This is a genomic window from Micromonospora sp. NPDC048887 (genome assembly GCF_040649715.1).
In the GTDB taxonomy this organism is placed as follows: domain Bacteria; phylum Actinomycetota; class Actinomycetes; order Mycobacteriales; family Micromonosporaceae; genus Micromonospora.
The window spans coordinates 220,134-242,606 of sequence record NZ_JBEZGA010000005.1; the positions used below are offsets into that span (position 1 = coordinate 220,134).

Consider the following 22,473-nt stretch of genomic DNA (forward strand, 5'->3'; position numbering starts at 1 on the left):
GGGGCCGGGTCCGGATGGGTGGTCATGACGTCTCCTTGCTGCGCTCGCCGCCGGTGCGGCGGGTGAGCCGACCGATGTTCCCGGCCACCATCACGCCGGCGCTCCCACCAGGTGCTTGAGCACCGAGGTGAAGAAGCCGAGGCCGTCCAGGGAGGGGCCGGTGAGCGCCTCCACCGCGTGCTCGGGGTGCGGCATGATGCCGACGACGTTGCCGGCCTCGTTGGTGATCGCCGCGATGTCGCGCTGCGATCCGTTCGGGTTGCCGCCGACGTAGCGGGCGACGACGCGGCCCTCGCCCTCCAGCCGGTCGAGCGTCGCGGTGTCGGCGACGTAGCAGCCCTCGCCGTTCTTGACCGGGATGAGGATCTCCTGGCCGGGCTGGAACGCGTTCGTCCAGGCGGTGCCGGTGCTCTCGATCCGCAGGACCTGGTCCCGGTTGCGGAAGTGCAGGTGCTGGTTGCGGGTGAGCGCGCCGGGCAGCAGGTGCGCCTCGCAGAGGATCTGGAAGCCGTTGCAGATGCCGAGCACCGGCAGGCCACCACGCGCGGCCTGGACGATCGTCTCCATCACCGGGGCGAACCGGGCGATGGCGCCGCAGCGCAGGTAGTCGCCGTAGGAGAAACCGCCGGGCAGGACGACGGCGTCCACCCCGTACAGGTCCGGGTCGCCGTGCCAGAGCCGGACCGCCTCGGCGCCGGCGATCCGCACGGCCCGGGCCGCGTCCCCGTCGTCGAGGGAGCCGGGGAAGGTGACCACACCGACCCGGGCGGTCACGACTGCGCGCCCGCGGTCTCGTCGGCGGTGACCACGCGGACGGTGAAGTCCTCGATGACCGGGTTGGCCAGCAGCTTGTCGGCGATCTCCCGGGCCCGGTCCAGGTCCGGTTCGCCGGTGAACTCGATCTCGATCCGCCTGCCGATCCGAACCGAGGCGACGTCGTCGACGCCGAGTCGGGGCAGCGCGTTTGCGACGGCCTGGCCCTGCGGATCGAGGATCTCGGGCTTGAGCATGACGTCGACTACGACGCGAGGCACGGGGCACTCCTGACTGTGTACGCAGTTGGGTGCCGGCCCAACAATCGGGCGAGCGCAGCCAGCCTACCTGGCAGATACCGCCCGGCCCGCACCGGCCGGGGGCAGTTCCGGCGCTGACGGACGGGCCCGGCGGCGGTGAACGGGTGTCGTTGCCCGTTCGTTGCGACGTCGATGCGAATTCGTTGCGCCCGACGCTTGCGGGCGACCCCCGGCAGCACCTCCCAGCAGGCATTCTGCCGCGAAACACCCCACCTTGGACCGGTATCCGACAGCAGGTCGGCGCGGCGCGCGGCGCGCGTCACGTCATCGGCATGACTCGATCCACACCTTGTGACACCGGGCGGCACGGCCGTAACATGCATCGTCAGATGTCGATGCACTGGATCGACCTCCCTCGCCGGCCCCACCCCATCCGGCGGGTGTCACCCCCTGCCCGGCAACCCCGGGCGCCTGCGCAGAAGGAGCCCCGACATGCGCCTCCGTCCCCTGCTCGCCGTGCTGACCACCGCGCTGGCCGGCGTCCTGGCCACCGCCTCCGGCGCCACCGCCGCGCCGGCCGGCCCGCAGCCGATCATCGGCGGCGGCACCGTCTCGTCGGCGCCGTGGGCCGCCGCCGTCTTCAGCAACGGCTCGTTCACCTGCTCCGGCAGCGTGATCGCGCCCCAGTGGGTGCTCACCGCCCGGCACTGCGTCAGCGGCACCATGTCGGTCCGCGTCGGCAGCGTCTACTACGCCTCGGGCGGCGTCACCCGCACCGTGAGCGCCTCCTACACCCGCTACGACCTGGCCCTGCTGCGCCTGTCCAGCACGGTCAGCACCTCCGCCGTGTCGCTGGCCACCAGCAACCCGCCGGTCGGCTCCACCAACACCATCTACGGCTGGGGCATGACCTGCTACAGCGGCTGCGGCGCGTCGCCCCAGCTCAAGACCGCCAGCGTACGGGTGACCAGCACCAGCGTCACCGACGCGTACGGCGGCCAGGCGATCCGGAGCACCCGGGTCAACGGCAACGCGTGGCGGGGCGACTCGGGCGGCCCGCAGTTCTACAACGGCCGGCAGGTCGGCGTCGCCTCCACCGCCGACGGCCAGAGCATCCAGAACTACGGCAGTGTCGCGTACAACCGGTCCTGGATCACCTCGACGGCCGGTGTCTGACGGTTGATGCCGGTGCGGCGCGGATCGGCCGGGTGCGGCCCGGGCGTCCGCGCCGCGTCGTTTTTCAGCATCCGATCAGCTGAACACGGCTCGCGAACCACCCGGCCGAGGGCTGACAGCATCGGAAGTGTGCTGGTCGTGACGACGGATCAACTGCCCGGCTACGAGATCCGCCAGATCCTCGGCGAGGTGGTCTCCTCGATGGCGAGGACCCGCAACCCGTACCGCGAGGGGGTCAAGAACCTGCGCGGTGGCGCCTACGACCCGTTGGCGCCGGACAACCTGACCCGCTGGCGCACCGACTCGGTGGCCCGCCTCGGCGAGGAGGCCCGCCGCCTGGGCGCGAACGCGGTGATCGGCATGCGCTTCGACAGCCGCGACTGCGGCGAGATGTGGATGGAGATCTGCGCGTACGGCACGGCGGTGATCGTCGCGCCGAAGACGCCCGACGTGATGCCGCCGGACCAGCCGGCGATCGCGGCCGAGACCGCCCACGACCCGGAGATCGCCTCCGCGCCGGGCGGCATCGCCGAACCCGCGTCCGCCCCCAACCTGAGCTCCGCCGCCGAAACCCCCACCGGCACCTGACGGATCCTCGCCACCCCGGTTGATCAAGGAGTTTGTGTCACTGCGGCGCCCCGTACCGGACACAAACTCCTTGATCACCGAGGGAAGGCGGGCGGTCAGAGGATGGGGGGCGGGGAGTAGGTGGCGGCCTCGGGGTGGGTTTCCACCACCCTGGTGATTCTCGCGGCCACGCGGTTCACCTGGTCGGTGGCGGCGCCCACGAAGGCGTTGCGGTCGGCGACCAGGGTGTCGATCTCGGCCCGGGTCAGGCCCAGCCGGCCGTCGGTGGCCAGGCGGTCGAACAGGTCGTTCTCGGCCGCGCCCTTCTCCCGCATGGCCAGCGCCACGGCGACCGCGTGCTCCTTGATCACCTCGTGCGCGACCTCGCGGCCGACGCCCCGGCGGACGGCCGCGACCAGGATCTTCGTGGTGGCCAGGAACGGCAGGAAGCGCTCCAGCTCCCGGTTGATCACCGCCGGGTACGGGCCGAACTCGTCCAGCACGGTGAGGAACGTCTGGAACAGCCCGTCGGCGGCGAAGAACGCGTCGGGCAGCGCGACCCGGCGCACCACCGAGCAGGAGACGTCACCCTCGTTCCACTGGTCGCCGGCCAGCTCGCCGACCATCGACAGGTAACCCCTGATGATCACCGCGAAGCCGTTCACCCGCTCCGACGAGCGCGTGTTCATCTTGTGCGGCATCGCGCTGGAACCGACCTGGCCCGGCTTGAAGCCCTCGGTGACCAGCTCCTGGCCCACCATGAGCCGGATCGTGGTCGCCAGCGACGACGGCGCGGCGGCCACCTGGGCCAGCGCGGCGACGACCGCCATGTCGATCGAACGCGGGTAGACCTGGCCGACGCTGTCCAGCACCCGGCTGAACCCCAGGTGCTCGGCCACCCGGCGCTCCAGCTCGGCCACCTTGCCGGCGTCGCCGTCGAACAGGTCGAGCTGGTCGGCGGCGGTGCCCACCGGTCCCTTGATCCCCCGCAGCGGGAACCAGCCGATCAGATCCTCCAGCCGCTCGTACGCGATCAGCAGCTCCTCGGCGGCCGACGCGAAGCGCTTGCCCAGCGTGGTGGCCTGCGCGGCGACGTTGTGCGACCGGCCGGTCATCACCAGCGCCGAGTACTCGCCCGCGTGCCGGCCCAGCCGGGCCAGCGTGGCGACCACCCGGTCCCGGATCAGCTCCAGCGAGGCCCGGATCTGGAGCTGCTCGACGTTCTCGGTGAGGTCGCGGGAGGTCATCCCCTTGTGCACGTGCTCGTGCCCGGCGAGCGCGCTGAACTCCTCGATCCGGGCCTTCACGTCGTGCCGGGTGACCCGCTCGCGCGCCGCGATCGAGGCCAGGTCGACCTGGTCGACCACGCGCTCGTACGCCTCGACCACCCCGTCCGGCACCGGCACGCCGAGATCACGCTGGGCCTTGAGCACCGCCAGCCAGAGCCGGCGCTCCATCCGGACCTTCTCCTCCGGCGACCAGAGGGCGACCAGTTCGGGCGAGGCGTACCGGTTGGCGAGCACGTTCGGGATCGTCGTCACGTACCTCAGTCTTTCATGACGCCGGGGTGGGCCCCGGCGTCGCCGGTCCGGCCTGTGGGCAGGCCGGACCGGGGACGCTCTCAGCCCAGCCGGATCTTCCGGTCCAGCGCGACGGCGGCCATCTCCCCGGCGGTCAGGAGGTGCCGCTCGGTGAACGAGTTCGTCTGCACGCTCACCCGGGTGCCGTCGGTCCGCTTCACGATCACGAACCGCACGTTGATCGGCTTCCGCCCGGACGTGGGCGGCGCACGGAAGCCCCGCACGTCGAACGTCACCACCCGCTCGCCGTCCGGCCCGGTGAACGAGCGGCAGTTGACCATGCTGTCCTCGCACTCGTCCGGACCGCTCGCCTGACCGGGGAGCGGCCTTCCCACGTCGATGGTCAGGTACGACCGGACCCCGCCCCGGGCGGCGACACCCACCCCGAACCAGCCCGTCATCGACTCCCAGCGCAGCGGCTGCACCGACCACTGCGGCGCGTCGGTCAGCGGGCCGCCCCAGGTCTCCGGGTCGGTGGCCGCGGCGCCCCGAACCCACCGCAGGCCCGGCGCCTCCCGGTCGAGCGCGGCCAGCATCGCCGTCCGCAGGCGCTCCGGGTGGGTCCGCGCGGTGGCGGACGCGGCTGAGGAGGCGGGTGCCGGGCCACCGAAGACACCCGGCTGCACGACCACGCCGGCGCCGAGTGCCAGCGCCAGCACCGCTGTCGCCGAGGCGTACGCCCCCACCCGCCGCCGCCGGCGCCGTCCCTCCCGCGCCACCAGGGCGTCCACGTCCACCGCCGTCGGCGGCGCGGCGCCGATCGCCTCGTCGAAGATCTGCCGGTACGTCATCTCTGCCTCCCGTTCTCCACTGCCGGATGGTGCGAGGCGAGCAGCCGCAGCGTCTCCAGCGCACGGGCGGCCTGACTCTTCACGGTGCCGGTGCTGACGCCCAGGATCTGCGCGGTCTCCTCGACCGACAGGTCGCAGTAGAACCGGAGCACCACGACCGCCCGTCGCCCGGGCGCGAGCCGGCCCAGCAGCTCCAGCAGCATCTCCCGCTCACCGACCGCCGGTTCCGCCGCTGCCAGGTCAGCCCGGTCCGGCACCTCGTCCGTGCTGCGCTCCCGCCGCCACGGCCGGCGCCGTTCGTCCAGCCACGCGTTGGTGAGGATCCCCCGCACGTACGCGTCGAGGTTGTCCGCGCCGAGCGCCCGGGCCCAGTTGCGGTAGAGCTTGCTCAACGTGATCGACACCAGGTCGTCCGCCGTGTGCCAGTCCCGGCAGAGCAGGTACGCCGTCCGGCGCAGCGGCTCCAGCCGCGCGGTCACGTAGTCGCGGAACTCCTCGTCGCGCCCGGTCACGGAGTGCCGTCCCTCGTTCGCCTCATGCCCAGGGGACGGAACGGGGTGCCGGCCGGGTTGCCGGCGACCGTCACCGATCTCCGCCGCTGCTCATGATCCGGCCGATCCGATATGTCAGGCGGGACAGCCGTGCCGGGGCCGCCGGACGAGGATCGAGCCCGACCGTTCCTTTCTCCACGGGGGATAACCAGATGCGCAGACCGTCCCTGAGCGGGCTGACCGTGGCCGCACTGGCCGGCGGCTCCCTGCTGCCGCTGGCCGCACCGGCCCAGGCAGCCGACGCGACGACGCTCTACGTCCGGCAGAGCTCGGCCGCGTGCTCCGACACCGGCCCCGGCACCGAGGCCGCGCCGTTCTGCTCGATCGGTCCGGCGGTGGCCCGGGTCGAGGCCGGGCAGACGGTCGACATCGGCGCCGGCACCTACGCCGAGCGCGTGACGGTCGCCCGCTCCGGCACGCCCGACCAGCCCGTCACCATCCGCAACACCGCCGGCAGCAACGGCCGCATCAGCGGGCCGGAGGCCGGGGTGCTGGTCGACGGGCAGCACGACGTCGTGCTCCGCGACCTGTGGATGACGGCGCTCGCCGACGTGCCCGGCCTCGACCTGCGGGACTCCAGCGCCATTACGGTGCAGGGCGGGTCGTTCACCATGGCCGGCCCGTCCGCCACGCCTGTCGTCCGGTTCGCCGGGGTCACCCGGTCGGTCCTCTCGACGAGCAAGATCAACGGAGGCACCGGTGTCACCGGGGTGACCCTCGACGCCACGACGACCGAGGTGACCGTCCGGGCCGCGAGCGTGACCAGCAACGTCGTCGACAACGCGGCCGAGCGCGGCGTCGCCATCCGGGTCGACGGGCCGGGCAACGAGGTGTACGGAAACATCATCGGCGGGTTCACCGGCGCCGGCATCCTGCTCGGACCGGGTGCCGCCGACACGAGGGTGGTGAACAACCAGGTGTCCGGCGGCAAGGGCGTCGGCATCCACAACAACGGGGCCGCCCGCACCGCGATCACCAACAACGAGGTCCGGGACCGCTGCTTCGAGAGCGTCCGCGTCGACGGCGCGTCGGACGGCGCGTCGCTGCAGAACAACGTCCTGTTCAGCAGTGGCGCCCAGAACGATCCCTACTGCGACAGCACGGCCGAGCAGACCGCCGAGATCGGGCTCTACGACGACTCCGGCCGGCGGGTGACAGTGGACTACAACAACACCGCGCACGGCAGCTTCATCCCTGGTTCGTCGAACTACTCCTGGAACGGAACCCGGATGGGGCTGACCCGCTTCCGGGAGGTGTCCGGGCAGGCCGCCCACGACAAGGAGGGCAGCGGGCCGGGCGACCGGGAGGACTCGGCGAACTCGGCCGCGCCCGGCTACCCGGCCACGGACCGCACCGGCGCGGGCCGGGCGGACAACCCGGCCACGCCGAACACCGGCGCGGGTCCGGTCCCGTACGCCGACCGCGGCCCCACCGAACTGCTCGGCAACCCGTACGCCGTCCTCGATGTCAGGTACGACGCGGACACCTCCTCGGTCACGCTCGACGCCTCCGCGTCGACCCCCGGGTACGTCCCGCTGACCACGTACGTGTTCGACTTCGGCGACGGCACGGTGGTGACCCAGGACAAGCCGGTCGCCTCCCGCGCCTACACGAGGACCGGCACCTTCACCGTCTCGGTCAAGGTCTCCGGCAGCGACGGCCGGGTCGGCACCACGCTCGGCCAGGGCGTGAGCGTGCTGCCCCGGACCGGATCGATCGGGCTGCTGTCGCTGCACAACCTGCGCTTCGCGAACGCGTCCACCGCCGGATCGAACGTGCAGGCCGACCAGGCGACGATGGGTGCGGGCAGCCAGTTCGACCTGATGGACGCCGGCAACGGGCGGATCGCGCTCCTCTCCCGCGCCACCGGCAAGTACCTGAACAACGGCGGCGACAGCATTCGGCCGCTCTTCGCGGCGGTGGGCTCGAACTCGACGTTCGAGCTGCTCCGCAACGCCGACGGCACGATCAGCCTCCGGTCGGACGGTGGCAGCTACGTGGGTGTCTCGTCGAGCACCGCGCTGACCGCTCTCGCGCCCATCATCAACAACCGGGAGAAGTTCTACCGGGTGAACGTCGCCGACTCGAACCGCACGCTCAAGGCCGCCGTCAACAGCAGGTACGTCAGCGCGGAGAGCGCCGGCGCGAAGCCGCTGATCGCCAACCGCGACACCGCCGGCCCGTGGGAGACGTTCGACCTCGCGGATCTGGGTTCCGGGCAGGTGGGCGTCTTCTCGCACGCCAACAGCCGCTTCGTCTGCGCTGACAACGTCGGCCTCAACCCGCTCATCGCCAACCGCACCAGCGCGGGCGCGTGGGAGAAGTTCACAGTGACCCGCAACGCGGACGGCACCACCAGCCTCAAGGCGACGATCAACAGCAAGTACGTCAGCGCCGACAACGTCGGCACCAACCCGCTGATCGCCAACCGGGCCACGATCGGTCTCTGGGAGAAGTTCACAGTCGGCGGCTGAGCCGTCACGACGTCCGACGCCCGCCCGGCCGCTCGCCGGGCGGGCGTCGCCGTCAGCGCTCCAGGATGGCTGTCACGCCCTGCCCGCCGGCCGCGCAGATGGAGATCAGGCCGCGCCCGCTCCCCTTCTGGTCGAGCAGCTTGGCGAGCGTGGCGACGATCCGGCCGCCGGTGGCGGCGAACGGGTGCCCGGCCGCCAGCGACGACCCGTTGACGTTGAGCTTGTCCCTGTCGATCGAGCCGAGCGGGGCGTCCAGGCCGAGGCGCTCCTTGCAGAACTCCGGCGACTCCCAGGCGGCCAGCGTGGCGAGCACCTGCGAGGCGAACGCCTCGTGGATCTCGTAGAAGTCGAAGTCCTGGAGGCTCAGCCCGGCCCGGGCGAGCATCCGGGGCACCGCGTACGCGGGGGCCATCAGCAGGCCCTCGTCGCCGTGCACGAAGTCGACGGCGGCGGTCTCGGACCAGGAGAACCAGGCCAGCACCGGCAGGTTGTGCGCCTTGGCCCACTCCTCGGAGGCGAGCAGCACGGTGGACGCGCCGTCGGTGAGCGGAGAGGAGTTGCCGGCGGTCATGGTGGCCCGCTCGGCGTCCGCGCCGGAGGCGCCGAAGACCGGCTTGAGCGAGCCGAGCTTCTCCAGGCTGCTGTCCGGCCGCAGGTTCTGGTCGCGGGTAAGCCCCAGGTAGGGGGTCATCAGGTCGTCGAAGAACCCCTTGTCGTACGCGGCGGCGAGCCGCTGGTGCGAGCGCAGCGCGAGCTCGTCCTGCGCGGTCCGGTCGACGTTCCAGCGCAGCGCGGTGCGGGCCGCGTGCTCACCCATTGAGAGCCCGGTGCGGGGTTCGGCGTTGCGCGGGATCTCCGGCTTGAACGGCTGGTGCGGGCGCAGCTTCGCCGCGACCTTGAGCCGTTCGCCGAGCGTACGGGCCGAGTTGAGCTGGAGCAGGGTGCGCCGCATGTCCTCGTTGACGGCGAGCGGCGCGTCCGAGGTGGTGTCGACGCCACCGGCGATGCCGACCTCGATCTGCCCGAGGGCGATCTTGTTGGCGACCAGGATGGCGGCCTCCAGCCCGGTGCCGCAGGCCTGCTGGATGTCGTACGCGGGGGTGTGCGGGTCGAGCCGGGAGCCGAGCACCACCTCACGGGTGAGGTTGAAGTCGCGGGAGTGCTTGAGCACCGCGCCGGCCACCACCTCGCCGACCCGCTCGCCGGCGAGCCCGAACCGGGCCACCAGCCCGTCGAGCGCCGCACCGAGCATGTCGGCGTTCGACGCGTGCGCGTAGCGCGAGTTGGACCGCGCGAAGGGGATGCGGTTGCCCCCGATGACCGCGACCCGCCGGACACTCTGCACGATCGGCCTCCCTCGAAACTGTTGCCCGAACCCTACTCGCCAGTAGGCTACGCCTATGACCGACAGGTACGCGAGCTTCGTCCAGACGGGGGCCGGTCGCGCGCTGGTCAAGCGCCTCGGGCTGCCCGACCCGCCCCGACTGCGCCGGCACACGCCCGGCGACCCGCTCGTTCCCGGGCCGGTCCTGCTCGGCTCCTCGGCCGGTGGCCGGATCGCCGAGCCGGCCGGAAAGATCCTGACCGCCGCCGGGGTCGAGCTGGCCGACCCGGTCGCCGCCCACGACGCCGACCGCCGCTTCGCGGCCCTGGTGTACGACGCCAGCGGCATCACCGACTCCACCGGGCTGCGCCAGCTCTACGACTTCTTCCACCCGCAGGCCCGCTCGCTGCTGCCGAGCGGCCGGGTGATCGTGCTGGGCACGCCGCCGGCCGAGTGCGGCTCTCCCCGGGAGGCTACCGCCCAGCGCGCGCTGGAGGGCCTGACCCGCAGCATCGGCAAGGAGTTCGGCCGGGGCGTGACCGCCCAGCTGGTGTACGTGACCCGTGAGGGTGACGCCGGCACCCCGGTGAGCCTGGAGTCCACGCTGCGGTTCCTGCTCTCCGGCCGGTCCGCGTACGTCTCGGGCCAGGTGATCCGGGTCGGCACCGGCACCGCCGTCGCGCCGGCCGACTGGGACCGGCCGCTCGACGGGCAGGTGGTGCTGGTGACCGGCGCGGCCCGGGGCATCGGCGCGGCGCTGGCGAAGGTGCTGGCCCGCGACGGCGCCCAGGTGGTGGCGCTGGACATCCCGGCGGCCGGGGACGAGCTGGCCGCCGTCGCGAACGACATCGGCGGCAGCGCGGTGCAGCTCGACCTGACCGCGCCTGATGCGCCGACCCGGCTGGCGGAGCACCTGGCGTCCCGGCACGGCCGGGTCGACGTGGTGGTGCACAACGCGGGCATCACCCGGGACAAGACGCTGGGCCGGATGGACGCCGACCGGTGGGACTCGGTGATCGACGTGAACCTGTCCAGTCAGGAGCGCATCAACGACGTGCTGCTGGAGCGCGACCTGATCCCGGCCGGCGGCCGGATCGTGTCGGTCTCCTCGATCGCCGGGATCGCCGGCAACCGGGGGCAGACCAACTACGCGACCAGCAAGGCCGGCGTGATCGGCCTGGTCGACTCGCTCTCCCCGGTGCTGCGCGAGCGCGGGATCAGCCTGAACGCTGTCGCGCCGGGCTTCATCGAGACCCGGCTGACCGCGCGTATCCCGCTGACCATCCGCGAGGCGGGCCGCCGGATGAACAGCATGGCCCAGGGCGGCCTGCCGGTGGACGTGGCCGAGACGATCGGCTGGCTCTCCTGGCCGGCGACCGGCGCGGTCAGCGGCAACGTGGTCCGGGTCTGCGGCCAGAGCCTGCTGGGGGCGTGATGGCACAGGATCACGAGGACGACCTGAGCCTGCACGACCTGATCGAGGGCCCCACCCGCGACCTGACCGCAGCCCGAGCCGCTGCCCTGGCCCGCACGCAGGCCCAGTCCCGCCCCACCCCCACCCGCCCCACCTCCGACGATCATGAAGTTGACGGCACTTCTGGAGATCCACAAGGCAGCCAACCTCATGATCAACGGGGTGAGGGGGTAGGGCCCGAGGGCGGGCGGCGGCGGGTGGAGCTGGAGCGGTTGCCTGCCAGTGGGGCGCTTTATCGGCGTGCGCTGCTGGGAGTGGTGCCTGGGGTCGGGGGGCGGCGGGGGACCGACACGCCCGCGATTGAACTGGGCGTCTCCGGGGTCGCTGTGGATCAGCGGCACCTGGCGGACTACGACCGGGTGTGCGGGTTCCGGCTGACCGACCGGCTGCCGGCGACGTACCTGCACGTGCTCGGGTTTCCGCTGTCGCTGCGGCTGATGACGAGCCCCGGCTTCCCCATCCCGCTCACCGGCGTGGTGCACGTGGCCAACCGGATCACCGTCCACCGCCCGGTCGAGGCCGGCGAGCGCGTCGACTTCCACACGTACGCGGAGAACCTGCGCCCGCACGAGCGGGGCCGCCAGCTCGACGTGGTGCTGATCGGGTCGATCGGCGGCGAGGAGGTCTGGCGCGGCGTGTCCACGTACCTCGGGAAGGAGCGCGCGTCCGGCGGCGGCCCGCGGCGCGACAGGGGTGACCGCCCCGCGCCGCCGGCCTTCTCCGCGCGGTGGCGGGTGACGCCCCGCGTGGGTACGGACTACGCGCGCGTCTCCGGCGACCACAACCCGATCCACACCTCGAAGGTGGGCGCGCGGCTGTTCGGCTTCCCGCGCCCGATCGCGCACGGCATGTGGAGCAAGGCCCGCTGCCTGGCCGCGCTGGCGCCCAGGCTGCCCGAGGCGTACACGGTGGACGTGTCGTTCAAGCTGCCGGTGTCGCTGCCGTCCACTGTCGCGTTCAGCGCCTCGGCGGTCGGCGCGGGCTGGGACTTCGCGCTGCACAGCGCCCGGGACGGAAGGCCGCACCTGGTCGGTTCGGTGCGCTGAGCGAAAGAGGGGACTTGCCGTCCCCTCTTTTCGGCGCTAAGTTGTTCTCAGATTGAGTTGTTCTCAACCTGAGAGAGTGAGTCGCCGTGAACGAGCAGGACTTCCTCGCCGGATACGACCCCCGGGACTACCCGGCGGTCGCGGTCACCGTCGACGTGGTCGCGCTGACCATCCGCGAGGGCGCGCTGCACCTGCTGCTGATCCGTCGCGGCGCGCCGCCCTACGCGGGGCACTGGGCGCTGCCCGGCGGCTTCGTCCAGCCGGACGAGGACCTGGCCGCGGGCGCCCGGCGCGAGCTGGCCGAGGAAACCGGCCTCGGCGGCGAGCGGCTGCGCCGCGTGCACCTGGAACAGCTCGGCAGCTACGGCGCCACCGACCGCGACCCCCGCATGCGTGTGGTCTCGGTCGCGCACCTGGCGTTCGCCCCCGACCTGCCCGATCCCGTCGCCGACACCGACGCCGACGACGCGATCTGGCTGCCGGTCACCGCGCTGACCAGCCGGCAGCTCGCCTTCGACCACGGCCGGATCATCGACGACGGCCTGGAGCGCGCCCGCTCCAAGCTGGAGTACACGCCGCTGGCCACCCGGTTCCTCGCCCCCGAGTTCACAGTCACCGAGCTGCGCGAGGTCTACGAGACGGTCTGGGGCCACCCGCTGCACGCCGGCAACTTCCACCGCAAGGTGCTCTCGGTGCCCGGCTTCGTGGAGAGCACCGGCGCCAGCACCGAACGCGGCGGCGCGCGCGGCGGCCCCCGGGCCAAGCTCTACCGCGCCGGAGACGCCCGGCTGCTGCACCCGGCGCTGCTGCGCCCCGCCCGGGAGGAGACGGTGCGGTGAGGACCGAGGAGGCGATCCGGCTGGTCACCGCGGCGCGCACCGACGCCGACCTGTTCGGCACGCGGGAACCGGCCCGCCGCTACCGCGAACTGGTCGGCGCGCTGCACCCCGACCGGCTGGGCGCGGTCGACCCCCGGGTACGCGCCGCCGCCGCCGAAGCGCTGGTCACCGTCACCACCCGGTGGCGCACCCCCGCCCCCGCGTACACCGGCGACGTCGCCACCCTGCACGAACGCAAGGAAGGGCCCCCTGTTAACGCCTCCGGTAGAGGAGGGGCCCCTTCTTATCACCTGGCCAAGGTGTGCCGGCACCCCGGCGACAACGACCTGATGGCCCGCGAGGCGCGCGCGTTGCGCCGGATCGCCGAGCGCGGCGACGCCAAGCACCTCGCGTACGTGCCGAGGCTCGTCGACTCCTACCCGGCGCGCGACCCGTCGACCGGCGTGCAACGGCAGGTCAACGAGCTGGCCACCGTACCGGGGCTGCGCAGCCTGGACGACGTGCGCCGCGCGTACCCGGACGGGCTGGACCCGCGCGACGCGGCCTGGATGTGGCGGCGGCTGCTCGTGGCGCTCGGCCTGGCCCACCGGGCCGGCGTGGTGCACGGCGCGGTGCTGCCCCGGCACGTGCTGATCGAGCCGGACGCGCACGGCCTGGTGCTCGTCGACTGGTGCTTCTCGGCCGAGCCGGGCGGGCTCGTGCCGGCACTCGTGCCCGGCCACGAGGACTGGTATCCGCCGGAGGTCGCCGCGAAGCGGCAGTGCGGCCCCGGCACCGACATCGCGCTCGCCGCCCGCTGCATGACCTGGCTGATGGGCGACCGCGCGCCGCGCGAGCTGCGCGCCTTCGCCGACGGCTGTCAGGGCACCGCGCTCGCCACCCGGCCCGACGACGCCTGGCGGCTGCTGCGCGAACTGGACGAGGTGCTGTACCGCCTGTACGGGCCGCGCACCTTCCGACCCTTCACCCTCAACCCCTAGGGAGGCTGCCATGGGCAGTGGAATCTGGTCCACCGACGTGTACGACGCCGCCGACCGCTACCGGCGCCGCACCGGCAAGAGCGCATTCTCGTACAGCGACAGCGGCGCCCGCAAGGTGCACCCGGCGCTCGACCCGCGCGACGCGCTGCGGGAGAGCCGCGACTCCGCCGAGCACCCGCAGTCGACGCCGATCGCCGTGCTGTTCGACGTCACCGGCTCGATGGGGCACGTGCCCCGGGTGTTGCAGAGCAAGCTGCCGCAGCTGCTCGGCCTGCTGCTGCGCCAGGGGTACGCCAAGGACCCGCAGGTCATGTTCGGCGCGATCGGCGACGCCACCTGCGACCGGGTGCCGTTGCAGGTCGGGCAGTTCGAGTCCGACAACCGGATGGACGACGACCTCGGGCGGATCGTGCTGGAGGGCGGCGGTGGCGGCCAGATGATGGAGTCGTACGAGCTGGCGCTCTACTTCATGGCCCGGCACACAGCCACCGACAGCTGGGACAAGCGCGGCCGGTGTGGCTACCTGTTCATCATCGGCGACGAACTGGCGTACCCGGCGGTGAAGACCGCTGAGGTGGCCCGGCTGATCGGCGACGACCTGCGCGAGGACATGCCGGTCCGGCAGATCGTGGACGAGGTGACCGCGCGCTGGGACACCTACTACCTGCTGCCGGCCGGCAGTCACTACGCGGGCAACCGCAAGGTGCTGGACTTCTGGCGCGGCCTGCTCGGGCAGAACGCGGTCGAGCTGGACGACCTGGACGCGGTCTGCGAGACGATCGCGCTCACCGTCGGCCTCGGCGAGCAGGCCATCGACCTGGACGCCGGGCTGCGCGACCTGGACCGGGCCGGCTCCACCGCCACCCGGACCGTCTCGAAGGCTCTCGCCCAGGTCGGCTCCGGGCGGCGCGCGGTGGCGACGCTGCCGTTCAGCCCCGCCGACGGCGGAAGCGGGGTCACCCGGCTGTGAACCACGTGATGGTGGTCGACCTCGGCTACGGCGACGCCGGCAAGGGCACAGTGGTGGACCTGCTCTGCGCCACCCGGCAGGTGCACACGGTCATCCGCTTCAACGGGGGCGCGCAGGCGGCGCACAACGTCGTCCTGCGCGACGGGCGGCACCACACGTTCGCGCAGTTCGGCGCCGGGACGTTCCGTCCGGGCGTACGAACGCACCTGGCGCGGCACGTCGTGGTGGACCCGCTGGCGCTGGCCGCCGAGGCCGACCACCTCGCGTCGGTCGGCGTGCCAGACGCGCTCGACCGGCTGACAGTGGACGGGGAGGCGCTGCTCGCCACCCCGTACCACCGGGCCGCCAACCGGGCCCGGGAGATCGCCCGGGGAGCCGACCGGCACGGCTCCTGCGGGCTGGGGGTGGGTGAGGCGGTCGCGTACGGCCTCGCCCACCCCGACGAGGCGCCCCGGGTGGCGGACTGCCGCCGCCCGGCGGTGCTGCGCCGCCGGCTGGCCGCGCTGCGGGACCGGCTCACCGCCGAGCTGGGCCCGCTGGACGCGCCGCCGGTCGAGGACTGCCTGCCCGCGTACGCGGCCTTCGCGGGCCGGGTGGCGATCGTCGACCGGTCCTGGCTGGCATTCGCCCTGCGCGAGGGCACCTGCGTGTTCGAGGGCGCGCAGGGGGTGCTGCTGGACGAGTGGCACGGCTTCCACCCGTACACGACGTGGAGCACCACGACGTTCGCCAACGCCGAGACGCTGCTCGCCGAGGCGGGCATGGCCGGGGCCGCGCAGCGGCTCGGCGTGCTGCGGACGACCACCACCCGGCACGGTCCCGGGCCGCTGGTCACCGAGGACGCGGCGCTGCCGTTCCGCGACCGGCACAACGGGACGAACCCGTGGCAGGGCCGGTTCCGGTTCGGGCACTTCGACGCGGTCGCCCACCGGTACGCGCTGGAGGTCGCCGGTGGCGTCGACGGGCTGGCGCTCACCCACCTCGACCTGGCCGGGCCCGAGCTGCGGATCTGCCGCCGGTACGACGGCCTGGACCAGCTCGTTCCCGGCCCGGCCGGTGACCTGGACCGGCAGGCGGCGCTCACCGAGCAGTTGCTGCGGGCTCGGCCGGTGCTGGACGAGTCACCGGCCGACTGGCCGGCGGCGGTCTCGGAGGCGCTGGGGGCACCTGTGGTGCTCACGTCGCGCGGGCCCACGGCCGAGGAGAAGGAAGGGCCCCTTGTTAACGCCTTTTGTATGGGAAGGGCCCCTGCTTAACACCGCACCCCCGAGCATGGGTGCATGGGGGACGTGCTCGACCTGCTGCACCACACGGTGACCTCGCCGTGGGTGTATCTGCTGATCATCGCGGTCACCGCGATCGACGCGTTCTTCCCGGCGGTGCCCGGCGAGACGGTGGTGATCACGGCCGGCGTCTTCGCGGCGGGCGGCGAGCCGAACCTGGTGCTGGTGATCGTGACCGCCGCGTTCGGCGCGCTCCTCGGCGATCACATCTCGTACGCGATCGGCCGGGGCGGCGGCGCGAACCGGCTGGCCCGCTTCCCGGCGGACAGCAGGCGGCGGGCCGGCTCGGAGTGGGCCCGCCGGGCCGTCGACAGGCGCGGCGGGATGATCCTGACCACCGCCCGGTACGTCCCCGGCGGTCGCACCGCCGTCACGCTGACCATGGGTGCGGTCCGCTACCCGTTACGCACGTTCTTCCTGTACGACGGCCTGGCGTGTGTCACCTGGGGGATCTACTGCGGGCTGCTCGGCTACTTCGGCGGCCTGGCGTTCGAGCACAACCCCGTCTCCGGGCTCCTCGCCGGGGTCGCCATCTCGCTCGCGGTCACCGGCCTGTTCGAGGCCGTCCGCTGGGGCCGGCGGCGGGCGCACCGGCGGGCCGCCGCCCGGCGCGACTGTTAACAAGGGGCCCTTCCTCTACCGGAGGCGTTAAGAAGGGGCCCTTCCTTACACAGCGGCGGGTGGGTGCCAGGTGACGCCGCGCAGGAGCTGGTCGGCGCCGAGCCAGGCCACGTTCATCATCCGCGTGGCGGTCTTCCCGGCGTCGGCCTCGGGGTGGTCGGCCAGCCAGTCGGCGAGCGACTCACTGGCGCCGACCAGCCCGTACGCGACCACCTCCAGGTCGGTGGCGCCGATCTCACGGCCGGACGCGCGCAGCGCGTGGTCGAGCATCCCGGCGACCACCTCGACCAGCCGGCCGCGCATGGCGGCGAGTTCGGCGGCGAACGGCTGGGAGCCGCGCGCCTGCCGGTAGAGCACCGCCCAGCCGTCCCGGTGTGCGCCGACGAAGCCGAAGAACGCGCGCAGCCCGCGCCAGAGCCGCTCGTCGGCGGGCAGGTCGGGGGCGGCGGCGCCGGCGATCGCCTCCATCATCCGGGTGCTCTCCCGGTGCAGGCAGGCGATGAAGAGTTCCTCCTTGGTGCCGAGATAGGCGTACACCATCGGCTTGGAGATGCCGGCGTCGTCGGCGATCTCGTCCATGCTGGCGGCGTGGAAGCCGCGGCGGGAGAACACCTTCACCGCCGCGTCGAGCATCTGCTGCTCGCGTACGGCTCGGGGGAGGCGCTTGAAGGTCGGCGTGCTGGACACCCTTGCGAGCATACCTACCCGTGCGTAAGGTTACGCCAGAGTAACCAAAATGGCCCCGCCCGAGAGGTGCAATCCCCCATGACTGACTTCGACCCCGCCAACTTCGCGAACGTCGGCCCGAAGGAGTTCGCGCAGCTGGTCAAGTCCACGCCGGACGCCAAGATCGCCGAGATCATGTCCGGCGAGTCGCGCGGCAAGATCCTCAGCGAGGTCTTCAACCGGATGCCCGCGCTGTTCCGTGCCGACCGTGCCGGCGCCACCAACGCGGTCATCCACTGGAACATCACCGGCCGCCCGGACGGTGGCACCGACACCTACGAGGTCGTCATCGAGAACGGCACCTGCACCGCCTCGGAGACCCCGACCCGCGACCCGAAGCTGAGCCTCACCATGGGCCCGGTCGAGTTCCTGAAGATCATCACCGGCGGCGCCAACCCGGTGATGATGTTCATGACCGGCAAGCTGAAGGCCAAGGGCGACCTGGGCCTGGCCGCCAACATCGCCAACCTGTTCGACATCCCCAAGGCCTGACATGGCCGAGTTCTCGCTCGACCTGAACGAGGAACAGCGGGACCTTCGCGACTGGGTGCACGGCTTCGCCGCCGAGGTCGTGCGCCCGGCCGCGGCCGAGTGGGACGCCCGGGAGGAAACCCCCTGGCCGATCATCCAGGAGGCCGCGAAGGTCGGCCTGTACGGGTTCGAGTTCCTCGCCACCTGCTGGGCCGACCCCACCGGCCTCTCCCTGCCGATCGCCAGCGAGGAACTCTTCTGGGGTGACGCCGGCATCGGCCTGAGCATCTTCGGAACCTCCCTCGCGGTCGCCGCGATCTACGGCGCCGGCACCCCCGACCAGCTCGTCGAATGGGTGCCGCAGTGCTTCGGCGACGTCGACTCCCCGGCTGTCGCCGCGTTCTGCACGAGCGAGCCGGAGGCCGGCTCCGACGTCGGGTCGATGCGTACCCGCGCCGTCTACGACGAGGCCACCGACGAGTGGGTGCTCAACGGGCAGAAGGCGTACGCCACCAACGGCGGTATCGCCGGGGTGCACGTGGTCACCGCCTCGATCGAGCCCGAGCTGGGCTCGCGCGGGCAGGCCGCGTTCGTCGTACCCCCTGGCACGCCCGGCCTGACCGCGACCCGCAAGCTGCGCAAGCTGGGCCTGCGCGCCTCGCACACCGCCGACGTCTTCCTCGACGACGTCCGGGTGCCCGGCCGCTGCCTGCTCGGCGGCAAGGACGCGCTCGACGAGCGGCTGGCCCGCGCCCGGTCCGGGCAGCGTGCCTCCGGCCAGGCGGCGATGCGGACGTTCGAGCTGTCCCGCCCGACAGTCGGCGCGCAGGCGCTGGGCGTGGCCCGCGCCGCCTACGAGTACGCGCTGGACTACGCCAAGGAGCGGGTCCAGTTCGGACGCCCGATCATCTCCAACCAGGCGGTAGCGTTCGCGCTCGCCGACATGAAGATGGAGATCGACGCGGCCCGGCTGCTGGTCTGGCGCGCGTCCTGGATGGGCCGCAACAACCGGCCGTTCACCGCCGGCGAGGGCTCGATGTCCAAGCTCAAGGCCGGCGAGGTCGCCGTCTCGGTGACCGACAAGGCGGTCCAGCTCCTCGGCGGCGCCGGCTTCCTGCGCGACCACCCGGTCGAGCGGTGGTACCGCGACGCCAAGATCTACACCATCTTCGAGGGCACCTCCGAGATCCAGCGGCTGGTCATCTCCCGGGCCATCTCCGGGATGCAGATCCGCTGACCGCCGGCGGGCCGCGGCCCGACCCGTGACGACGCCTCGTGCCGTCACGGGCCGGGCCGCCGCTCCCGGGCCGACCCGAACCGCGATCGGGCACAAGATCACGCCGAACCGGACGGCAGACCGTCCGGAGCCTGGTCGACGAACCACGAACGCGAAGGAGTTGCGCCTTGGACCTGCCGTTCATCGCCGCCACGCTGACCCGACGTGGACTACTCGCCCCGGGCGGACCGATCCGCGTGGTCTCCCAACTGAACGCGCTACGCCGGTGGGGCTGGAGCCTCGCCGGGGAGCTGCGCCAGGCCGCCGCCCGCGACCCCGGCCGCGTCGCGGTGGTCGACGAGCGCGGCGCCACCATGACGTACCAGGAACTGCTCGACCGCTCCGAGCGGCTGGCCCGGTCGCTGCGGTCCCACCTCGGCGTGCGGACCGGCGACCGGGTCGGCGTGCTCTGCCGCAACCACCACGGCCTGATCGAGGCGATAGTCGCCGCGATGCTGCTCGGCGCGGACGCCGTCCTGGTAAACACCGGGCTGTCCGCCGCGCAACTCGTGACGGTGGCCGAGGAACAGGGCCTGCGCGTCCTGGTGCACGACGGCGAGTTCACCGAACGGGTCCTCGGCCTCCCGCCCGAGCTGTACCGGGTCGACGAGCGGCGGCAGGAGGAGCTGATCGCCGCCGCCGTGCCCGGCGAGAAGCTCCAGCCGCCGGAGCGCGACGGCCGCACCATAGTGCTGACCTCCGGCACCACCGGCGCGCCGAAGGGCGCCCGCCGGCCCACCCCGCACGGCTTCGGCCCGCTGGTGTCCATCATCGACCGCATCCCGCTGCACGCGCGGAACACCGTGATGATCGCCGCGCCGGTCTTCCACACCTGGGGGTACGCGGCGCTCCAGGTCTCGTTCGCGCTGCGCGCCACAGTGGTGCTGCACCGCCGTTTCGACCCGGCCGCCACGCTCGCCGCGCTCACCGCCCAGCGGTGCGACGCCATGTTCGCCGTACCGGTGATGCTCCAACGGCTGATGGAGGTCGCGCCGCCGCAGCCCCGGCCGCCGCTCAAAGTGGTGGCGGTGAGCGGATCCGCGCTGCCCGGCAACCTGGCCACCGCGTTCATGGACCGCTACGGCGACGTGCTCTACAACCTCTACGGCTCGACCGAGGTCTCCTGGGCCTCCATCGCCGGCCCCGCCGAGCTTCGTGCCGCGCCCACCACGGCGGGACGCCCGCCGCACGGCACCCGGCTGGCCATCCTGGACGGCACCGGCCGCCCGGTCCGCGACGGCGAGGTCGGGCGGATCTTCGTGGGCAACGAGATGCTGTTCGAGGGCTACACGTCCGGCGCCGGGCGGGAGAGCCGCGACGGCCTGCTGGACACCGGGGACCTGGGCCGGCTGAACGCCGACGGGCTCCTCTTCGTCGACGGCCGCGCCGACGACATGATCGTCTCGGGTGGCGAGAACGTCTTCCCGTCCGAGGTGGAGGATCTGATCGCCCGGCTGCCGCAGGTCCGCGAGGTCGCCGTGATCGGCGTACCGGACCCCGACTACGGTCAGCGGCTGGCCGCGTTCCTGGCGCTGCACACCGGCGAGACGCTCGATCCGGAGGCGGTCCGCGAGTACGTCCGGCGCTACCTGGCCCGCTTCTCCGTGCCGCGCGACGTGGTGTTCGTCAAGTACCTACCGCGCAACGCCACCGGCAAGGTGCTCAGCCGGGAGCTGCGCCGCTACTTCGACTGATCCACATCGGTCAGACAGCTGGTGCCTCCCGATGCTACGGTCTCCCCCGATCGAACGGGGAGACGGGGTGTGCCACAATGGACCGATTTCGGCGTCGTACCGCTCTCGGCCTTCTCGTCGGCGGCGCGTCCGCCGCCGCCCTCGGCCCGCTCGACCCGGTCTTCGGCGGCCGGCCCGGCGACTCACCCAACCGGTTGCCGATCCCGCCGGTCTCGCCGGTCGAGCGGGAGAACCGCGCCGCCGGTGAGCCGTGGTGGCCGGAAGACGACGGCCAGGCCGCCGACGACCGGCGGCGCCAGATCCAGGGGTACGCCTCGACGACGAGCGTCGCCCCCGGCGAGGAGATCACGTTCCACGTCGCGGTCAACCCGGCCGGCCGGTTCCGGATCAGCGTGCACCGCCTCGGCTGGTACGGCGGCGCGGGCGCCCGCACGATGCTGACCAGCCCCGAGCTGCGCGGCGTACCGCAGCCCGTGCCGGACGCCGACCCCGACACCGGCGTGCTCGACTGCCGGTGGCCGGTGTCCTGGCGGCTGTCCGTCCCGCACGGCTGGGCCTCCGGCCTCTACCAGGCGGTCTTCACCTCGGCCGACGGCTGGCGGGCGTGCACGCCGTTCGTGGTGCGCGACGACAGGCGTCCGGCCGCGCTCTGCGTGGTGCTGCCGGTGACCACCTGGCAGGCGTACAACCAGTGGCCACGCGACCGGCGGAACGGCAAGAGCCTCTACGGCGGCTACCGGCCCGACGGGCGGCGCGACCCCGAGCTGCGGGCCCGCGCTGTCACGTTCGACCGTCCCTACTCCGGTGCCGGCCGGCCCTTCCACTCCGACCGCGACGAGAACGCGATCCGGTGGCTGGAACGCAACCTCTACGACGTCACCTACGCCACCAGCTTCGACCTGCACTCCGGGCGGCTCGACCCGGCCCGGTACCGGGGCCTGGTGTTCTGCGGGCACGACGAGTACTGGTCGGCCGAGATGCGCCGCGCCACCGAGGTCGGCCTGGCCGGGGGCACAAGCCTGGCGTTCCTCGGCGCGAACAGCGTCTACTGGCACGCCCGCGTCCACCCCGCCGCCGACGGCCGGCCCGACCGGGTCGTCGAGTGCGCCAAGACCGACCCCCGCCGGGGTGCCGACGGCAGCGACCCGACGTTGACCTGGCGCAACCTCGACCAGCCGGAGCAGGCGCTGCTCGGCGTGCAGTACAACGGCATCGTGCTGACCCCGCAGCCGCTCGTGGTGCGCGGCGCCGACCACTGGGTGTGGGCCGGCACCGGCGTGGCCGACGGCGACCGCATCCCGGGTGTGGTCGCGGGCGAGGCGGACGGGGTGCACACCGCCCTCGCCCGGCCCGCCGGGACCACGCTCAGCTCGTCGCCGTACCCGGCCCAGCAGGGCGGGCGGCGGGTCCAGAACAGCCACGTCCACGAGACGGCACGCGGCGCTGTGGTCTTCGCCAGCGGCACGCTGGGCTGGACCATGGCACTGGACCGGCAGGGGCACCGTGACCCGCGCATCGAGCGGGCCACGGAGAACGTGCTCGACCGGATGGCCGGCCGGCGTCGCACGACATCGACCTGATCCGAGCCGCTACCGGCTCCGGCCGCCCGCCACCCTG

21 protein-coding genes are annotated in these 22,473 nt (G+C 72.8%); 14 read left to right on the forward strand and 7 right to left on the reverse strand.

Going from position 1 to position 22,473, the window contains the following annotated elements; translation table 11 throughout:
• Positions 1-90: 90 nt before the first annotated feature.
• A complete protein-coding gene (gene purQ, locus AB0C17_RS10865; RefSeq protein WP_357385114.1) occupies positions 91-774 on the reverse strand; it encodes a phosphoribosylformylglycinamidine synthase subunit PurQ in 684 nt (227 codons plus the stop codon).
• The gene (gene purS, locus AB0C17_RS10870; protein ID WP_357385116.1) at positions 771-1,034 is read right to left on the reverse strand and encodes a phosphoribosylformylglycinamidine synthase subunit PurS; all 264 of its coding nucleotides are present in this window, start codon (positions 1,032-1,034) and stop codon (positions 771-773) included. The genes purQ and purS overlap by 4 nt, the downstream gene beginning before the upstream one ends.
• A gap of 471 nt (positions 1,035-1,505) precedes the next feature.
• Here purS and AB0C17_RS10875 point away from each other — a divergent pair, with 471 nt between their 5' ends.
• Together AB0C17_RS10875 and AB0C17_RS10880 are read left to right on the forward strand one after the other, a co-directional pair.
• A complete protein-coding gene (locus tag AB0C17_RS10875) occupies positions 1,506-2,189 on the forward strand; it encodes a trypsin-like serine protease (RefSeq protein WP_357385118.1) in 684 nt (227 codons plus the stop codon).
• A 6-nt stretch (positions 2,190-2,195) separates the two neighbouring features.
• Entirely contained in the window at positions 2,196-2,777 is a 582-nt protein-coding gene (locus tag AB0C17_RS10880; RefSeq protein ID WP_357468400.1) for a YbjQ family protein, read from the forward strand.
• Between the two features lie 95 nt (positions 2,778-2,872).
• Here the strand turns inward: AB0C17_RS10880 and purB are convergent, their stop codons facing one another.
• The 3 genes from purB to AB0C17_RS10895 all read right to left on the reverse strand — a co-directional run bounded on the left by purB (position 2,873) and on the right by AB0C17_RS10895 (position 5,639).
• Positions 2,873-4,297: an adenylosuccinate lyase gene (gene purB, locus AB0C17_RS10885; RefSeq protein WP_357478092.1), complete on the reverse strand. Its 1,425-nt coding sequence runs from the start codon at positions 4,295-4,297 to the stop codon at positions 2,873-2,875.
• Between the two features lie 80 nt (positions 4,298-4,377).
• Positions 4,378-5,127, reverse strand: a complete 750-nt coding sequence (locus AB0C17_RS10890) for a hypothetical protein (RefSeq protein WP_357478095.1) — start codon at positions 5,125-5,127, stop codon at positions 4,378-4,380.
• Positions 5,124-5,639: a SigE family RNA polymerase sigma factor gene (locus AB0C17_RS10895; RefSeq protein ID WP_357468409.1), complete on the reverse strand. Its 516-nt coding sequence runs from the start codon at positions 5,637-5,639 to the stop codon at positions 5,124-5,126. Before AB0C17_RS10895 ends, AB0C17_RS10890 begins: the two co-directional genes overlap by 4 nt.
• A 191-nt stretch (positions 5,640-5,830) precedes the next feature.
• On the opposite strand from AB0C17_RS10895, the gene AB0C17_RS10900 reads away from it, so the two are divergent.
• Positions 5,831-8,152: a PKD domain-containing protein gene (locus AB0C17_RS10900; RefSeq protein WP_357468412.1), complete on the forward strand. Its 2,322-nt coding sequence runs from the start codon at positions 5,831-5,833 to the stop codon at positions 8,150-8,152.
• 52 nt (positions 8,153-8,204) lie between these two features.
• Here AB0C17_RS10900 and AB0C17_RS10905 read toward each other — a convergent pair whose 3' ends face one another.
• A complete protein-coding gene (locus AB0C17_RS10905; protein WP_357385130.1) occupies positions 8,205-9,497 on the reverse strand; it encodes an acetyl-CoA C-acetyltransferase in 1,293 nt (430 codons plus the stop codon).
• 55 nt (positions 9,498-9,552) lie between these two features.
• Here AB0C17_RS10905 and AB0C17_RS10910 point away from each other — a divergent pair, with 55 nt between their 5' ends.
• The 7 genes from AB0C17_RS10910 to AB0C17_RS10940 all read left to right on the forward strand — a co-directional run bounded on the left by AB0C17_RS10910 (position 9,553) and on the right by AB0C17_RS10940 (position 16,689).
• Entirely contained in the window at positions 9,553-10,911 is a 1,359-nt protein-coding gene (locus AB0C17_RS10910) for a 3-oxoacyl-ACP reductase (RefSeq protein ID WP_357478098.1), read from the forward strand.
• Positions 10,911-11,996 (forward strand): MaoC/PaaZ C-terminal domain-containing protein, encoded by a 1,086-nt coding sequence (locus AB0C17_RS10915; RefSeq protein WP_357478101.1) that lies wholly within the window; start codon positions 10,911-10,913, stop codon positions 11,994-11,996. The genes AB0C17_RS10910 and AB0C17_RS10915 overlap by 1 nt, the downstream gene beginning before the upstream one ends.
• A gap of 86 nt (positions 11,997-12,082) precedes the next feature.
• Complete coding sequence (locus tag AB0C17_RS10920; protein WP_357478104.1) at positions 12,083-12,835, forward strand: NUDIX domain-containing protein; 753 nt, start codon at positions 12,083-12,085, stop codon at positions 12,833-12,835.
• On the forward strand, positions 12,832-13,815 hold the full coding sequence (locus AB0C17_RS10925) for a serine/threonine protein kinase (RefSeq protein WP_357478107.1): 984 nt from the start codon (positions 12,832-12,834) through the stop codon (positions 13,813-13,815). Before AB0C17_RS10920 ends, AB0C17_RS10925 begins: the two co-directional genes overlap by 4 nt.
• A 10-nt stretch (positions 13,816-13,825) precedes the next feature.
• Positions 13,826-14,785 carry a hypothetical protein gene (locus tag AB0C17_RS10930; RefSeq protein WP_357478110.1) on the forward strand — a complete coding sequence of 320 codons (960 nt, stop codon included), beginning with the start codon at positions 13,826-13,828 and terminating at the stop codon, positions 14,783-14,785.
• The gene (locus AB0C17_RS10935; RefSeq protein ID WP_357478113.1) at positions 14,782-16,041 is read left to right on the forward strand and encodes an adenylosuccinate synthetase; all 1,260 of its coding nucleotides are present in this window, start codon (positions 14,782-14,784) and stop codon (positions 16,039-16,041) included. The genes AB0C17_RS10930 and AB0C17_RS10935 overlap by 4 nt, the downstream gene beginning before the upstream one ends.
• 24 nt (positions 16,042-16,065) lie before the next feature.
• Positions 16,066-16,689 (forward strand): DedA family protein, encoded by a 624-nt coding sequence (locus tag AB0C17_RS10940; protein WP_357385142.1) that lies wholly within the window; start codon positions 16,066-16,068, stop codon positions 16,687-16,689.
• 45 nt (positions 16,690-16,734) lie between these two features.
• On the opposite strand, the gene AB0C17_RS10945 is transcribed toward AB0C17_RS10940, so the two are convergent.
• Complete coding sequence (locus AB0C17_RS10945; protein WP_357385144.1) at positions 16,735-17,376, reverse strand: TetR/AcrR family transcriptional regulator; 642 nt, start codon at positions 17,374-17,376, stop codon at positions 16,735-16,737.
• A gap of 78 nt (positions 17,377-17,454) precedes the next feature.
• Between AB0C17_RS10945 and AB0C17_RS10950 the strand changes: the two genes are divergently transcribed.
• The 4 genes from AB0C17_RS10950 (at position 17,455) to AB0C17_RS10965 (ending at position 22,436) form a co-directional block, all read left to right on the forward strand.
• The gene (locus AB0C17_RS10950) at positions 17,455-17,907 is read left to right on the forward strand and encodes an SCP2 sterol-binding domain-containing protein (RefSeq protein ID WP_357385146.1); all 453 of its coding nucleotides are present in this window, start codon (positions 17,455-17,457) and stop codon (positions 17,905-17,907) included.
• A gap of 1 nt (position 17,908) precedes the next feature.
• Positions 17,909-19,123, forward strand: a complete 1,215-nt coding sequence (locus AB0C17_RS10955) for an acyl-CoA dehydrogenase family protein (RefSeq protein ID WP_357385148.1) — start codon at positions 17,909-17,911, stop codon at positions 19,121-19,123.
• A 167-nt stretch (positions 19,124-19,290) separates the two neighbouring features.
• Positions 19,291-20,856: an AMP-binding protein gene (locus AB0C17_RS10960; RefSeq protein WP_357385150.1), complete on the forward strand. Its 1,566-nt coding sequence runs from the start codon at positions 19,291-19,293 to the stop codon at positions 20,854-20,856.
• Between the two features lie 77 nt (positions 20,857-20,933).
• A complete protein-coding gene (locus AB0C17_RS10965; protein WP_357385152.1) occupies positions 20,934-22,436 on the forward strand; it encodes a N,N-dimethylformamidase beta subunit family domain-containing protein in 1,503 nt (500 codons plus the stop codon).
• The last annotated feature ends 37 nt before the right edge of the window (positions 22,437-22,473 follow it).

Excerpts from the sequence above, each read along its gene's own strand:
- AB0C17_RS10940 (WP_357385142.1), top strand. The coding sequence starts at position 16,066 with ATGGGGGACGTGCTCGACCTGCTGCACCACACGGTGACCTCGCCGTGG.
- AB0C17_RS10890 (WP_357478095.1), bottom strand. The coding sequence starts at position 5,127 with ATGACGTACCGGCAGATCTTCGACGAGGCGATCGGCGCCGCGCCGCCG.
- AB0C17_RS10910 (WP_357478098.1), top strand. The coding sequence starts at position 9,553 with ATGACCGACAGGTACGCGAGCTTCGTCCAGACGGGGGCCGGTCGCGCG.
- AB0C17_RS10930 (WP_357478110.1), top strand. The coding sequence starts at position 13,826 with ATGGGCAGTGGAATCTGGTCCACCGACGTGTACGACGCCGCCGACCGC.
- AB0C17_RS10950 (WP_357385146.1), top strand. The coding sequence starts at position 17,455 with ATGACTGACTTCGACCCCGCCAACTTCGCGAACGTCGGCCCGAAGGAG.
- AB0C17_RS10875 (WP_357385118.1), top strand. The coding sequence starts at position 1,506 with ATGCGCCTCCGTCCCCTGCTCGCCGTGCTGACCACCGCGCTGGCCGGC.
- AB0C17_RS10955 (WP_357385148.1), top strand. The coding sequence starts at position 17,909 with ATGGCCGAGTTCTCGCTCGACCTGAACGAGGAACAGCGGGACCTTCGC.
- AB0C17_RS10900 (WP_357468412.1), top strand. The coding sequence starts at position 5,831 with ATGCGCAGACCGTCCCTGAGCGGGCTGACCGTGGCCGCACTGGCCGGC.
- AB0C17_RS10880 (WP_357468400.1), top strand. The coding sequence starts at position 2,196 with ATGCCGGTGCGGCGCGGATCGGCCGGGTGCGGCCCGGGCGTCCGCGCC.
- AB0C17_RS10915 (WP_357478101.1), top strand. The coding sequence starts at position 10,911 with ATGGCACAGGATCACGAGGACGACCTGAGCCTGCACGACCTGATCGAG.
- AB0C17_RS10965 (WP_357385152.1), top strand. The coding sequence starts at position 20,934 with ATGGACCGATTTCGGCGTCGTACCGCTCTCGGCCTTCTCGTCGGCGGC.